The organism is Salinivibrio sp. MA607 (assembly GCF_001996245.1).
GTDB classification, from domain to species: Bacteria; Pseudomonadota; Gammaproteobacteria; order Enterobacterales; family Vibrionaceae; genus Salinivibrio; species Salinivibrio costicola.
The window spans coordinates 12,285-27,203 of the sequence record NZ_MUFJ01000003.1 but is presented as its reverse complement, the minus strand read 5'-3'; the positions used below and the strand labels follow the sequence as shown (position 1 = coordinate 27,203).

General features: G+C 50.5%; 12 protein-coding genes and 4 tRNA genes. 4 read left to right on the top strand and 12 right to left on the bottom strand.

The annotated features are described in order from the left end of the window. Positions 1-39: 39 nt before the first annotated feature. The 7 genes from hflX to BZG81_RS02165 form a co-directional block, all read right to left on the bottom strand. Positions 40-1,332 carry a ribosome rescue GTPase HflX gene (gene hflX, locus BZG81_RS02195; RefSeq protein ID WP_021023480.1) on the bottom strand — a complete coding sequence of 431 codons (1,293 nt, stop codon included), beginning with the start codon at positions 1,330-1,332 and terminating at the stop codon, positions 40-42. 27 nt (positions 1,333-1,359) lie between these two features. Then, positions 1,360-1,638 carry an RNA chaperone Hfq gene (gene hfq / locus BZG81_RS02190; RefSeq protein WP_021023479.1) on the bottom strand — a complete coding sequence of 93 codons (279 nt, stop codon included), beginning with the start codon at positions 1,636-1,638 and terminating at the stop codon, positions 1,360-1,362. Between the two features lie 76 nt (positions 1,639-1,714). Then, a complete protein-coding gene (gene miaA / locus BZG81_RS02185) occupies positions 1,715-2,656 on the bottom strand; it encodes a tRNA (adenosine(37)-N6)-dimethylallyltransferase MiaA (RefSeq protein ID WP_077460016.1) in 942 nt (313 codons plus the stop codon). Next, positions 2,649-4,580 carry a DNA mismatch repair endonuclease MutL gene (mutL, locus tag BZG81_RS02180; protein WP_077676632.1) on the bottom strand — a complete coding sequence of 644 codons (1,932 nt, stop codon included), beginning with the start codon at positions 4,578-4,580 and terminating at the stop codon, positions 2,649-2,651. Before mutL ends, miaA begins: the two co-directional genes overlap by 8 nt. 1 nt (position 4,581) lies before the next feature. Continuing rightward, on the bottom strand, positions 4,582-6,267 hold the full coding sequence (locus tag BZG81_RS02175) for an N-acetylmuramoyl-L-alanine amidase (RefSeq protein ID WP_077676631.1): 1,686 nt from the start codon (positions 6,265-6,267) through the stop codon (positions 4,582-4,584). A 1-nt stretch (position 6,268) separates the two neighbouring features. After that, entirely contained in the window at positions 6,269-6,739 is a 471-nt protein-coding gene (gene tsaE, locus BZG81_RS02170) for a tRNA (adenosine(37)-N6)-threonylcarbamoyltransferase complex ATPase subunit type 1 TsaE (RefSeq protein WP_021023475.1), read from the bottom strand. Between the two features lie 68 nt (positions 6,740-6,807). After that, on the bottom strand, positions 6,808-8,280 hold the full coding sequence (locus BZG81_RS02165; protein ID WP_077676630.1) for a bifunctional ADP-dependent NAD(P)H-hydrate dehydratase/NAD(P)H-hydrate epimerase: 1,473 nt from the start codon (positions 8,278-8,280) through the stop codon (positions 6,808-6,810). Positions 8,281-8,360: 80 nt separating this feature from the next. On the opposite strand from BZG81_RS02165, the gene queG reads away from it, so the two are divergent. Further along, on the top strand, positions 8,361-9,488 hold the full coding sequence (gene queG, locus BZG81_RS02160; RefSeq protein WP_158011823.1) for a tRNA epoxyqueuosine(34) reductase QueG: 1,128 nt from the start codon (positions 8,361-8,363) through the stop codon (positions 9,486-9,488). A gap of 470 nt (positions 9,489-9,958) precedes the next feature. Here the strand turns inward: queG and BZG81_RS02155 are convergent. The 5 genes from BZG81_RS02155 to orn form a co-directional block, all read right to left on the bottom strand. Continuing rightward, positions 9,959-10,034 (bottom strand) — tRNA-Gly (locus BZG81_RS02155). Between the two features lie 18 nt (positions 10,035-10,052). Then, positions 10,053-10,128 (bottom strand) — tRNA-Gly (locus BZG81_RS02150). Between the two features lie 30 nt (positions 10,129-10,158). Beyond that, a tRNA-Gly gene (locus BZG81_RS02145) sits at positions 10,159-10,234 on the bottom strand. Positions 10,235-10,272: 38 nt separating this feature from the next. Next, a tRNA-Gly gene (locus BZG81_RS02140) sits at positions 10,273-10,348 on the bottom strand. Positions 10,349-10,480: 132 nt separating this feature from the next. Then, positions 10,481-11,026, bottom strand: a complete 546-nt coding sequence (orn, locus tag BZG81_RS02135) for an oligoribonuclease (protein WP_021023473.1) — start codon at positions 11,024-11,026, stop codon at positions 10,481-10,483. Between the two features lie 79 nt (positions 11,027-11,105). Here orn and rsgA point away from each other — a divergent pair, with 79 nt between their 5' ends. The 3 genes from rsgA to BZG81_RS02120 all read left to right on the top strand — a co-directional run bounded on the left by rsgA (position 11,106) and on the right by BZG81_RS02120 (position 14,708). Continuing rightward, the gene (gene rsgA, locus BZG81_RS02130; RefSeq protein ID WP_077460021.1) at positions 11,106-12,158 is read left to right on the top strand and encodes a small ribosomal subunit biogenesis GTPase RsgA; all 1,053 of its coding nucleotides are present in this window, start codon (positions 11,106-11,108) and stop codon (positions 12,156-12,158) included. 97 nt (positions 12,159-12,255) lie between these two features. Continuing rightward, positions 12,256-13,119, top strand: a complete 864-nt coding sequence (gene asd / locus BZG81_RS02125) for an archaetidylserine decarboxylase (RefSeq protein ID WP_077676628.1) — start codon at positions 12,256-12,258, stop codon at positions 13,117-13,119. A gap of 182 nt (positions 13,120-13,301) precedes the next feature. Then, on the top strand, positions 13,302-14,708 hold the full coding sequence (locus BZG81_RS02120) for an SLC13 family permease (protein ID WP_077660561.1): 1,407 nt from the start codon (positions 13,302-13,304) through the stop codon (positions 14,706-14,708). The last annotated feature ends 211 nt before the right edge of the window (positions 14,709-14,919 follow it).

Here is a 14,919-nt window from a genome sequence, read left to right as displayed (position 1 = left end):
CATCAAATTGATCTGACGATAATTTTTTACTCTAGCAGCCTATTCACTGACGATAAAGTCGCCAAGCTGGTTGCCTTCTCTTTTTTCTAACCGATGCCAGTCTGTTTGCGGCAGCCTAACATCGACTAATAGATGCCCATCGTCTTGGTATTCTTCACTGACAATGCATCGCATCTGGTGAAATTTACTTTGCATCCGACCCGCTAGATTTGGCGGTAATCGTAATCGATGCCGCACCATGGTACCGGCCAAACGCTCGGTCAGCGCGTCAAAGATGAGCGCAATACCTTGCCCCGACAAGGCTGAGACCCATACGGCTTTCGGCACGCCCTCGTCGTCTCGTTCAATACGAGGCTCAGCCTGATCCAGACTATCTATTTTATTCATGATAAGTAGACGTGGCACATCAGCGGCTTCAATCTCTTCGAGCACGCTGTCAACAGCCTCAATGTTGTCACTCAATCGCTCATCACTGGCGTCAACCACATGCAACAATAAGCTCGCTTCTTGCGTTTCTTGCAATGTCGCTTTAAACGCCGCCACCAAATCATGCGGCAAATGGCGAATGAAACCGACGGTATCGGCTAAAATCGCGGTGCCGACATCTTCGACTTCAATCCGACGCAAGGTCGGATCCAAAGTAGCAAACAATTGATCGGCTGCATAAACGCCAGCTTCGGTAATCCGATTAAACAGCGTCGACTTACCCGCATTGGTATACCCCACCAGCGATACCGTTGGTACCTCAGCACGCGCTCGCGCACGCCGTCCTTGCTCGCGCTGCTTGGCCACTTTGTCTAACCGACGCAAAATCGCTTTTACCCGATCACGCAATAAGCGACGATCCGTTTCTAATTGGGTTTCCCCCGGGCCACGTAAACCGATCCCCCCTTTCTGACGTTCAAGGTGGGTCCAGCCACGCACGAGTCGGGTAGAAAGATGCCGTAACTGCGCTAATTCAACCTGCAATTTACCCTCATGCGTACGTGCACGCTGCGCGAAAATATCGAGGATGAGGCCTGTTCGGTCCAATACTCGACATTTAAATCGCTGCTCCAGGTTGCGCTCTTGGGCGGCAGACAAGGTATGATTAAAGATCACCACATCGGCCCCGACATGCTGCACGGTCTCTGCAATTTCTTGGGCTTTTCCCTCGCCGACAAAATATTTCGGGTGAGGAGACTGACGGCTGCCGACAACAACTTGCAAGGCGTCGACACCCGAGGACGAAACCAGCATTTGAAACTCACTGAGATCATCCCACTCGCCATCATGGGTAAAATTAATATGAACGAGTACAGCCTGTTCACCGGCCTCGTAACGGTCAAACAAGCGAATGACTCCTTAGCAATTGAATACTCACTCCTCAGGTTTTTCTTGCTGACGATCGCCCTGTGGACGCTCTCCAGCCCCTTGGTTATTGTTGTGATGGCTCACAGCACGTGCTGGCACCACCGTAGAAATGGCATGCTTATACACCATTTGATTCACGGTGTTTTTCAGCAAGATCACAAACTGATCAAACGATTCGATTTGCCCTTGTAACTTAATGCCATTCACAAGGTAAATGGAAACAGGAATACGCTCACGACGTAACGCATTTAGGAATGGGTCTTGTAATGATTGCCCCTTAGCCATTAGTTCTTTTCCTTATTTGTTTGTAATTGTAGTCAATGTCGCGGTTAAGCAGCGTCCTTGTCAGTGACAGTATACATCAAGTTTCCGTCCCTGCCGTCAACGCTTTTGTCACCGTTTGTAAAGACAGTGACGGCGCGTCACTGTCAAGCCACGTCACATTTTCCCAGCCTCGCAGCCAAGTTATCTGACGTTTGGCTAACTGGCGCGTCGCGCAAATTCCACGGTAAACGGCTTCATCATGGGTGCTACGTCCGGCCAAATAATCCCACATTTGGCGATACCCAACACAGCGGATCGAGGGCAGATCGGGATGCAGATCCTCTCGCTCAAACAGTGTACGTACCTCCTTTTCAAAGCCCGCTTCAACCATTTTGTCAAATCTGAGCTCAATGCGGCGATGCAACTCACCTCGTTCCTGAGGCGCTATTGCAAATTGGTGTACCTGATACGGCAAAGGTTCACCTTTTTTTTCCGTCAATGCGGTCAGGGTTTGTCCACTGATACGGTACACCTCAAGTGCCCGCATAATCCGCTGCGGATCGTTGCGATGGATCCGCGCACCAGAAACAGGATCAATATCACATAACTGTGCATGAAGCGCTTCCCAGCCATGCTGCTGCGCTTCTTTTTCTAATGCGTCACGCACACTAGGATCCGCACTGGGTAATGGCGATAACCCTTCTAATAACGCTTTAAAATACAACATGGTGCCCCCAACCAACAGAGGGATCTTGCCATTCGACACGATCTTCTTCATTTCTGTGAGGGCGTCTTCACGAAAGTCGGCTGCGGAATAAGCCTGAGCGGGATCTCGAATGTCGATGAGGCGATGCGGCGCCTGTGCTAATTCGTCAGCGGTTGGCTTGGCGGTACCAATATCCATCCCTCGATAAATTAAGGCCGAATCAACACTAATAATTTCAACCGGCATGGTATTGCGTAATGCAATGGCCAGATCCGTTTTTCCCGAGGCGGTTGGCCCCATCAAAAAAATGGCCTTAGGCAGCGGATTAGTCATGTTGTAATGCTTCTATTGCTGAGGTTAGGTCGAGACGCGTAAACAAGCGTTGTCGCCCTTTTTCCAACGCCTCACCCTGCCAATACTGTTCAATTTCCGATACGGTCTGTACCGCTTGCGCAAGGCTGACTGGATCCGATGCAACTGTCAACTGCTTTGCCAGCCAACCCAACAGGTTCGCGCGGTGATCCGGATTAGATTGGCTGGGGTCTAAGCCGCCTAAAAAGTTCAGTAGGGCTGGAACAAAGGCTTGCAGATTCTGTTGCCGCAGTGGTTGGCATACAGACATCACCATTAACTGCTGGCCTTTTACCCGAATATGAATACCAAATTGCCCCAGTAACGTTTGATAGTGGCTAATCGCATCACATTCGGATGCAGACGCGGATAAACGTTGTGGAATTAATAAAGGCTGAGTCACTAATCCCTCCGCCAAGGCTGGTTGTAACGCCCCTTGATGACGCCAGCTTTCTAACCGATGATGATCAGCTAACCATAAATCCTCACCCCACGACATCAGCACATAATGCTGGTCAATCACCGCGAGTACTTTTCCCAAACCAGGTTGGCCACTCACTATCTTAGCTGGTGCCATACACGTGCTTACGCTAACCGGCGAAGGCGACTGCTCACTCGATGTCGCCTCATCCTTGGCATCGTCAGTGTGAACGGCGGCTCGCGGCGTCATTAACCTTTGATAGGCTTGGGTCGCTTGCTTGGAAGGCGTACTCGAACGGTCAGCGCGCGAAGCTTGCCCTTTTGCTGGCCGTGACGACTCGGTTGACTGTTTCCCCGGATAAGCGGGAAAGGCATTCACCGCTTGCTGGTAGGAATGGTCGGTTGCCACGGCCGATGCTCGAGGTTGATAAGACACTGTCTCTCTAACCTCGCCGGTCTCTGGATTGACCGTCTCGTCGATGGGTAACGATGATTGTTGCAGCCCGTCATAAATCGCTTGATAAATAAAGTCATGCACCAGCCGTGCTTGATGAAAGCGGACTTCATGCTTCGCCGGATGAACGTTCACGTCTATCTGATGCGGATCCACATCGATATAAAGCACATAAGCGGCATACTGATCGGGCGCCAAGCTTTGCTCATACCCTTGGCGGATAGCATGGTTGATCAATTTATCTTTCATCATGCGCTGATTCACAAAACAATGCTGCATATCGTTTTGCTGCCGCGCGCCATCAGGGGTACATATCCAACCGCGCAGCGCCATATCGTGATGGGTCAAGTCAATCCGCAGCGCATGATCAACAAATTTTTGCCCGCAGACGGCTTTTAGGCGACGTAGAGGATCTCCCCTTTCAGGGATACGCCGATATTGGCGAACCTGCGTGCCGTTGTGGCGCAGGTTAATGGTAATATCAAATCGGCTCAAAGCGATACGTCGCAGCAACTCATCAATATGGCTGAACTCGGTTTTATCGGTACGCAAGAACTTACGTCGGGCTGGCGTGTTAAAAAATAAATCCACCACTTCCACGGTACAACCCACCGGATGCGCTGCCGGTTTCACGCTAACGGCCATATCGCGTCCTTCAGCAAAGGCTGACCACGCTTCTTGCTGTTCCGCGGGGCGAGAGGTGATGGCCAGGCGAGAAACAGAGCTGATACTCGCCAGTGCCTCGCCTCGAAAGCCGAGGCTCATGATCGCCTCAAGATCGTCAAGGCTATGGATCTTAGACGTGGCGTGTCGACTCAGGGCAAGCTGCAGATCGGCTTTGCTGATCCCACCACCATTATCACGCACCCGGATCAGTTTGCTGCCGCCTTTTTCTATATCCACATCAATGCGGGTCGCCCCGGCATCAATGCTATTTTCTACCAGCTCTTTCACCACCGATGCTGGCCGCTCGACCACTTCCCCTGCTGCAATCTGGTTGGCAAGGCGCGCGGGTAAAATCTCAATCGCCATATTAGCTTCCTGGGATGATCAGAGTTTGACCGACCGCCAGCGCATCAGAGCGTAATTCATTGGCGCGACGAAGGCTCTCAATGGTCACCCCGTAATTGCTGGCAATTTTGCCAAGGTATTCACCGCGTTTGACTTTGTGCTTCAGCGCTGGCGGTGTTGCGCCCGGCACTTTCAGCTTTTGCCCTACCCAGAGCGTGTCAGACTTCAAGTTATTCGCGCGGCGCAGCGTGCTCAGTGAGACTTGATACTGCTCGGCAATTTTACCGAGAAACTCGCCGCGACTCACGGTATGAGTCAGGGTTTGTGTGGATGCCCGCTCGGCTTTACCGGCTAACTTAGCCACATCGACATTTGGAATTGATAGCACTTGTCCCACCTGCAGCGTGCTTGAGGTTAAGCCGTTCGCCGATTTTATCGCAGCTATTGAGCTTTGATACTGTTTGGCGATAACTGAGAGGGACTGTCCCGGGCTGACTTTATGTTTTACCCCGTTTTTACGCGCTGCAAACAAGGTGCCGTCAGGAGGAAAGCGTTCAAAGTAATTACGAATACCATGATAAATGGCATTCGCCAAACCACGTTGATGCCCTCGTTGGAATAACAAACGCTCTTCTTGTGGATTGGAAATAAACCCGGTCTCCACCAACAAGGACGGGATATCCGGCGATTTGAGCACGGCCAAACTCGCATGCTCAGGGCTCGATTTGTGCAGCTTGGTCACTTTACCTAGCTCTTTAAGCACCCGAGTCGCGACGTTGTAGCCTTCTTTTTGCGAGTTACTAAACTGCAAGTCCAACACCGCACGGCTTAAATATTCGTCCTCGTTATTTTGCGCAAGCAAAGAGCCACCACCTAACAAGTTGGATTGCTCTTCATGTTTTTCAATCCAGCGACCAATTTCGCTGTTCGCTCGACGGCGTGAGAGCACCCACACCGAGGCACCACGAGGTTGTGGCTGATGAAAACCGTCGGCATGCACTGAGACGAGTAAATGGGCTTTATGTTTGCGTGCGATTTCAGACCGACGGTTCAAATCGACAAAGTAATCGCCCGTACGGGTTAAGACGGCCCGCATTCCCGGCACCGCATTGATACGTGCAGCCGCTTGTTTAGCAATGGCAAGATTGACATCTTTTTCCTGCTTGCGACGCGGTCCTATGGCGCCGGGATCGTTACCGCCGTGCCCGGGGTCAATCGCGACGACAATGTCTTCAGTGCCAAAGGGTAAAGCCGCGACCGTCTCACGCCGCTTCTTTTCCGCTACCGAGAGTGTCGGTTTGTTCTTATCCACTTTTTGCGCGTGTGGTAAATCAACCACTAAACGGTGGCCATACTCGCCTCCCGGTGCGAGAGAAAATATCGTCGGCTTAGCGCCATTTTTTAACTCAAAAACCAGTCGATACGTGCTGGCATCAGGGGGGCTGCTCTTGCGGATTTTAGTCAGAATATCGCTGCCTTTAACCTGCTTTGGCAAGCCGGTGGCGAGCTGACTTTGTTTCAAGTCGACCACCAGTCGGTCCGGGCGTGTTAAAGAAAAATAACTAAAATCCGCCTTTTCAGCGAGATCAACCACCACCCGGGTTTCATTCGGTGCCGGCCACACCCGAATATTTTCGATTTTGTTGGCCCAACTTGTTGCACTCAACAAGCTGGCGATCATCAAGATGCAAAGCCGCTGCCACATCATGCTAGTCTTCCCATTCTAGGCGGTCGATAATAGCCAGGCCTGCCGCGCTATTGGCATCAATAATAAGGTTGCGCTGCTCACCGTCGTAACGCAGAGTGATATCCAGATCGGCATGCGGTAACCAGCCTTCTCCCTTTTCTGGCCATTCAATTAAGCACAGCGCTTGTTGATTAAAATAATCTCGGATCCCCATAAACTCCAACTCTTCTGGATCCGCCAAACGGTAGAGATCGAAATGATACACTTGCCAAGGTGTTAGCTCGTAAGGTTCAACCAAGGTATAGGTTGGACTTTTGACATTACCGGTATGCCCCATCGCCTGGATAAAACCGCGGCAAAACGTGGTCTTTCCCGCACCAAGATCGCCATGTAGATAGCAGGTTGTACTTTGCGTACAAGCACGCGCCAGTGCCGCGCCGAAAGCCACCGTGCGATCCGCATCGGTCAACTGAGTGATAAAAGTCTGGGTCATACTACTTTGGGATCTCGTCTGTTATTTATGTCATAAACTGCTCTGATTACTGAACCAGGCGCGTTTCTCTAATCCACTAACTGCTGCAAATAGGGAAACAAATCGCTGGCGAGCAATCCTCGTTCACCGGCCTGAGCGGCGTAATCACCCGCTTTACCATGAAGGTAGCAACCCAATGTTGCCGCCGAGAATAAATCAACGCCTTGCGCCAACAAACTACCGATTACCCCCGAGAGAACATCGCCCATTCCCCCAGACGCCATGCCAGGATTGCCCACATTTGCAACAGCATAATCTGTGCCATCATATACGATCGTTCCTGCCCCTTTAAGCAAAACGACACCACCATACCGTGTTTGTATCGCTTTGACGGCGGCAAAACGATCGAGTTCCACCTCTTTTACTTCACAGCCCAATAAGCGAGCGGCCTCGCCTGGATGAGGCGTGAGAATCCAATCGTCGCGGTGTTGGGGTTGCCGCGCTAATTTATTTAATCCATCCGCATCAACAACCTTAGGCAACCGTGCCGAGAGGGCAATGGTCCAGAGTGCATCCGACCACGCACTTCGGCCAAGTCCAGGGCCGATAACAATATGGGTGGCCCAAGACAAGGCATCACCTAATGATTGGCCCGGCGCCCAGCTTTGCGTCATTAGCTCAGGCTGACGCGTGACGAGCATCAAGGTATGGTCTTTTTGCGTCACAACTTTGACTAGGCCGGCGCCAGTGCGTAACGCAGCTTGGGCACAAAGCGTCACGGCACCGGCCATACCATGGTCACCGCCTAAACAAAGAACGCGACCAAATTGCCCTTTATGTGCGCTGCGCGCTCGGGGCGGGAGGCATTGCGTTTTGATATCGTCACTGATCAGCTGCCCAGCCGGTTCCGCTTGACGTGCAAAGGCTGTTGCTACATTGAGACCAGCAAAAATAAGTTCACCGCGATGCGTGACCGCTTGCCCGGTTAATAAGCCTTGTTTTAATGCAATCAAGGTAACCGTTATATCCGCTGCGATTGCCACACCTTTTACACAGCCACTGTTGGCACACAAGCCAGACGGAATATCAACCGCCACCACTGGCACGTGGCAATGATTAATCACCCTGACCGCTTGGGCAAAATCGCCTTCAACCGCGCGCGATAAACCGGTGCCCAACATGGCATCGACAATGACATCAAACTGCGTGACGGTAGGCTGGGTCTTAATAACGCTTCCACCACAATCTTGCCACTCTTGCCAAGCGGTTGCCGCGTCGCCACTAAGTTTTTCTGGCGCGACCAATGACCATATGGTGACATTTAATCCCGCTGATTTCGCCAACCGAGCAATCACATAACCATCGCCGGCGTTGTTGCCCGCACCACAGACGATCAATAACCGTGCCGCGTTAGGATAATACTGATTGATACTATCAAAGACGGCTTGGCCAGCTCTTAACATCAGCTGATACATAGGAATATCCAACGCACGCGCGACAGCCTGTTCGCCTTCACGAACTTGCTCTGCACGATAGAAACTCTGTGGTAAACTTGTCGCCATCAACTGCCTCCATTGATTGTACTGCACCACTTAAGGCCTCAGGATCTACCGCTATGTCGCAACCCACGCCCGATGCATCGATTAATTTCGACCAATTAGCCCAACGTATCAAGCAATGGGGACAAGCGCTAGGCTTCCAGCATGTCGGGATCACGGATGTTGATCTCAAGCAACATGAGGCGCAACTGCAACGTTGGCTCGACAATGGCTATCACGGTGAGATGGCGTGGATGGCGCGACATGGCATGATGCGTGCGCGCCCAGAGGAGTTGGTGCCTGGTACGGTACGCGTGATCAGTGTACGCATGAATTATTTACCACCAGAAGCGGGATTTGCCACCACATTGGCCAATCCAAGTTTAGGTTATGTGAGTCGCTATTCTTTAGGGCGCGACTATCACAAACTCATCCGCAACCGATTGAAAAAGCTGGGGCAGCAAATCGAAGCCGAGGTTGGTCCCTATGGCTATCGTCCTTTTGTCGACTCGGCACCTATTTTAGAACGTCCGTTGGCAGAAAAAGCAGGGTTGGGATGGACAGGTAAACACTCATTGATCCTTAACGAAGAAACGGGATCCTGGTTTTTCCTCGGCGAGCTATTGGTTGATCTCCCTTTACCGACGGATACTCCCGTTGATAATCAGTGTGGCAAGTGCGTTGCTTGTATGACGAGCTGCCCAACCCAAGCGATTGTTGCGGAAGGCGTGGTCGATGCCCGGCGCTGTATTTCCTACCTCACCATTGAATATGATGGTGTGATCCCTATGGAGTTTCGCCACGCGATAGGTAACCGCATTTACGGTTGCGATGACTGCCAGCTCGTTTGTCCATTCAACCGCGAGGCTGAACTCACTTTAGAAGCCGACTTTCACTGTCGCCCTAGCCTTGATCAACAGCCGCTCACCACACTTTTTAATTGGGATGAGGACACTTTTTTATCCTTAACGCAAGGGTCGGCCATTCGTCGTATTGGGATTAAAAAGTGGCGACGCAATCTTGCTATCGCGATGGGCAACGCGCCTTATGATCCAGAGATCGTTGCGAGCTTACGAGCCCGGCATGGAGAGGATGCATTGGTTGATGCACATATAGAGTGGGCGCTCGGTGAGCAAGAAAGCAAACGACAGCGCATTGATGTGGCTGTACTCCCCACCGGCACTCGCCGCCTGGTGCGCATCATTGAAAAAGGGTTACCGCGAGACGCTTAGCACTGTTAAATAGCAGAAAGATGACGCCATTCACATTATGTGGAAAACTATTAAGCAATGTGTGTTTATGGTGCACTTTTTGATAGTTAAACACATAGGCAGGGCATTAAGCGAGCAAGATCACGATAGTGAATAACACTGTGGAAAAGCATTAGTTAACCTGGAAAAAAATACACTATTCCCCTTTATTTTCAGCTAAATAGAGAGAAATGGTGTTTATTTCCGGTGTACAACATCGTCCTCGTGCTTGCTGACAAGATCACCGGCATGGCGGGCTTTACAGAATTCATCAACCAAGTTATCCACAAAACGAGTCTTGTGGATAAAGCTGTGCATTAGTAATTAAAAGCACGCCAATACGCCGCTTCCAGAGGAAGTACGTTAGGTGTGAATTTGATGCTAGAGATGATGCTTCACAGCATTAAAGACGGCGCTATATGTAACGCCACACTTGCGGTTAACCAAGTGATTGGAGCGACACACGGGGTTCGAACCCGTGACCTCAACCTTGGCAAGGTTGCGCTCTACCAGCTGAGCTAGTGTCGCTTATACCGAATTGTTATTTGGAGCGACATACGAGGTTCGAACTCGTGACCTCAACCTTGGCAAGGTTGCGCTCTACCAGCTGAGCTAATGTCGCATTGCCGATGCGTAACATCGAATTTTAAATTGGAGCGACACACGAGGTTCGAACTCGTGACCTCAACCTTGGCAAGGTTGCGCTCTACCAGCTGAGCTAGTGTCGCTTAGATCGACCTGATCACTATCAGATCGATATTTAATTTGGAGCGACATACGAGGTTCGAACTCGTGACCTCAACCTTGGCAAGGTTGCGCTCTACCAGCTGAGCTAATGTCGCTTTCAACAGACGATTCACGTCGTTAGGGCTGCGAATTATACGAAGAAAAAACCGGGTTGCAAGTGCTGATAAGCAAAATTATGATTTTTTCTTTTGATCGCTCAAAAGAGCAACAGATCGACGAAAAGAAAATCAGATCGTCAGGATCCTTTCGCGATAGAACTGTAATTCTGCAATTGATTCCCGAATGTCGTCAAGGGCTAAATGGGTGCCTTTTTTAGAAAACGCATTCAGTATTTCGGGCTGCCAACGGCGCGTAAGCTCTTTCAGCGTACTGACGTCCACCGTGCGATAGTGAAAATAACGCTCCAGCGCTGGCATATGACGATAGAGAAAACGACGATCTTGGCCCACACTGTTACCACAAATCGGGGAGGCCCCCGCGGGTACCCATTGAGATAAAAATGCGATCGTTTGCTCAATAGCCGCTTGCTCACTGACTTGGCTTTGTTGCACACGCGCAACCAAACCAGACTGGGTATGCGTTTGCGTACACCAATCGTCCATTTTATCGAGTTCGCTTTGCGGCTGATGGATCGCTAATACCGGCCCTTCTGCCAGGATATTAAGCTGTGCATCGGTCACAATCGTTGCGATCTCAATGATCTTGTGGGTGTCCGGATCGAGCCCGGTCATTTCCAGATCGATCCAGATTAAATTGTTTTCACTGAACGCCATTGAACTTGCCTTTTTTATGGGTAAACCATGTATCATACTGTGCTTGATATGAAAGCCAACTTAACTGATAAGAGTCAACGTGGCAAAAAAGAAAAAGCTTACTAAAGGCCAATTGCGGCGGGTTCGATCGAACCAGCAACGTCGGATCAAACAGCATGATAACGACATCCAATGGGAAGATGCTGCCCTTGAATCCTCTCGTGAAGGCCGAGTGATCACGCGATTTGGGCAACATGCCGACATTGAAGATCCGCAAACAGGGAAAATACACCGGTGCAATCTTCGTCGTTCCGTCAGTAGCCTGGTAACAGGTGATCGCGTCATTTGGCGCCCAGGCAAAGAAGCGCTCGAGGGATTTGCCGGCGTGGTTGAAGCGGTACATGATCGCATGTCGGTTCTGACACGGCCTGATTACTATGACGGCGTTAAACCCGTTGCCGCCAATATCGATCAAGTGGTGATCGTGGCCGCGATCTTACCCGAGCTGTCGCTCAATATTATCGACCGTTACTTAATTGCGTGTGAAGTACTCAATATCGCCCCGCTCATTGTGGTCAATAAAGTCGACCTGCTGGATGATGACGGCCGAGAAATGGTCGAGACGCTGCTCGATATCTATCGAGATATTGGCTATCCCTTGGTGATGGTGAGCGCCGATTCTGGTGAGGGCATGTCGACACTGGTTGAACAATTGGATCAACATGTCAGTGTGTTCGTGGGACAATCAGGCGTGGGTAAATCAAGCTTGGTCAATACCTTGTTACCCGATGTGCATGCGCAAACGCATCAGGTATCAGAAAACTCAGGACTGGGGCAACACACCACGACCGCGGCACGCTTGTATCATTTCGCCCAAGGGGGCGATCTCATTGACTCGCCTGGCGTGCGCGAGTTCGGTTTATGGCACCTTGAGCCGGAACAAATCGCCCATGGGTTTGTCGAATTTCGTGAGTATTTAGGTGGGTGCAAATTCCGCGACTGCAAACATGGCGACGACCCAGGTTGCCTGCTTCGTCAGGCGGTCGAAGATGGCCATATTAGTGTCGAACGCTTTGACAGCTACCACCGCATTATTGAAAGCATGAAAGAAGCAAAAGATAACCGACAGTTCTCACGAAATAAGCAACTGTGAGCCGCTGTCACTACACGTATTGATTCGCTACACTGCGTGCCAATCCATAGCACGCATTGAGCGTAATTAACATTCAATAACTTGTCAGGACGAAACTGTGCGAGACGATTTAAAAGTCGGGCTGCAATACCTTGCGCCGAAACACGCTCTTACCCGAGTCATGGGCAAATTGGCTAGCTTAAAAGGCGGCTGGTTCACAACCTCGGTGATTAAGTGGTTTATTAAGCAGTATCACGTCGACATGGGCGAAGCAAAGGTCAGTGATCCTGGCTACTATCGCACCTTTAATGATTTTTTTGTCCGTGAGCTAAAACCTGCGTTACGTCCCATCGAAGGCGATAATGATACCTTGGTTTTTCCTGCCGATGCCTGCGTCAGTCAAGCGGGACGCATCGAGCAGGGGCAATTAGTCCAAGCCAAAGGCCACTACTTTTCATTAACCGAATTAATCGGCGGCGATGCAGCACTCGCCAGCCAATTTGATGAGGGAGCGTTCGCCACCTTATATCTCTCACCGCGTGATTATCACCGCGTCCATATGCCATGTGACGGGGTACTGCGCGAGATGATCTATATTCCTGGCGATCTCTTTTCAGTCAACCCGGTAACAGCAGAAAACGTTCCCAACCTGTTCGCGCGCAATGAGCGTGTTGTCTGTCTCTTTGAAACAGATTTCGGCCCCATGGCGCAAATTTTAGTGGGTGCGACCATTGTCGGTAGCATTGAAACCACGTGGGCGGGCACGGTGACACCGCCAACTGGCGGCAGCATTCGTCGTTGGCAATACCCGACCGAGGGCGAGCAAGCGATTCACTTTGTCCAAGGTGATGAGATGGGCCGATTCAAGCTGGGCTCAACCGTGATTAACCTCTTTCCACACGGTGCCCTGCACTTCGACGACCAAGTTATCCCTGGCGCACCTACGCAAATGGGGCAGCCCTACGCGCATCGGCAGGCGTAATCGAAAAAATTGTGAGATAAGGGGCATTTATGCCCCTTTTTTGTGTCGAAATTCGGAGATTTTTCCCGTTAATCAACAGGCAAGGTCCGTATTATTGGAGGTATTCTGTTAGCAATAAAGCGCTTGCCAATCCAACTGTAAGGCATGACGCGGTCGCCCACCAATGACGAAGGAGCGTATTTGTGGTTAATGCTCGTTTTATCAAGCTACTTGTCGCACTCGGCTTCCCCTTATTATTACTGCTCATCCCCACCGATTGGTTGCCTATTGCCGATCTTACGATTATTCAGCACCGCTTATTAGCCATCTTTTTAATGGCCGCGTTATTGTGGGTGCTTGAGCCCGTTCCCGTTTTTTCTACGTCTTTGCTCATCATCACCCTGCAACTGATCATGATTTCAGACAAAGGCTTGCACTGGTTTCGTGGCATAACGCCTCATCATCCGCGTGGCGAGTTAATTCCTTACACCGATATATTAAGTGCGTTTTCATCGCCTATTATCATCCTGTTTATGGGTGGGTTTTCGTTGGCTATCGCGGCGTCTAAATATCAGCTCGACATTAACCTTGCCCGCGTGTTGCTCAAACCTTTCGGCCAACACCCCAAGTTCATTATGCTGGGGCTGATGTTGATCACGGCGGTATTTTCAATGTTTATGTCCAATACCGCGACAACTGTCATGATGTTGGCCCTATTAGCGCCCATTATCAGTGTGCTACCCAAAGGCGATCCGTTAATTAAAGCGATGGTGCTTTGCATTCCGGTCGCCGCGAATACCGGAGGAATCGCTACCCCTATCGGCACACCGCCAAACGCGATCGCGCTACAGTATTTAACCGGCGAATATCAAGTCTCCTTTTTAGACTGGATGAAGATGGGGCTCCCCTTCGTGATCGTCCAACTCAGTTTTGCTTGGTGGCTGTTACAACGCCTCTTTCGCAGTCAACACACTCGAGTGGAGCTTGCGTTAGAAGGCCGTTTTTTACAAAGCTGGCAAGCCTATACCGTCTATATTACCTTTGCGCTGACCATTGTTCTGTGGCTCACCACAGGCGCTCATGGCATGAATACGTATGTCGTCGCGGTGATCCCTCTGGCTATTTTTACCCTGACAGGGATCATTGGTAAGCCAGAGCTTAAGCAAATTAACTGGGATGTGCTTTGGCTGGTCGCCGGCGGGATTGCAATGGGGATCGCACTGGATCAAACCGGTCTCGCCGCAGCCCTCGCCCATGCAGTGGATTACAGCTTGCTCACTGCCATGACCGTTTTAATTACCTTATCGGTGATTTGCTGGCTGATGGCTAATTTTATGTCCAATACAGCGACCGCAAACTTGTTAATGCCGATTGCGGCGGCGATTGCCTCTTCCATGCCAGCGTTAGCAAGCATTGGCGGCATGCAAGGCTTGCTCATTGTTGTCGCTTTTTCCGCCTCTCTCGGCATGATTTTACCGGTATCGACCCCTCCCAACTCGCTCGCTTACTCCACGGGGTTTATCAGTAGTCAAGATCTGGTCAAAGTCGGCCTTATTCTCGGGGTTAGTGGTTTAATGCTGGTTTATGGCGGGGTTGTCTTATTAACCTGACAGGCGTTTCATCGATGAGACAAAAAACCGATAAGTCGTTTCCATTTTACATAAGTGTCTATTTTTTATTGGTTAAAAATGGGATAACACGAGTGATGCAGGCGTTAGCGAGCTTGAGAGGAAAACTTTTTTTAAATTCTATCCCCTCCCAGGCTCAAGCTTTCTACAATTAAGCAGATACTCAATAAGAAAGTGTCGTCATAGTGTGGTA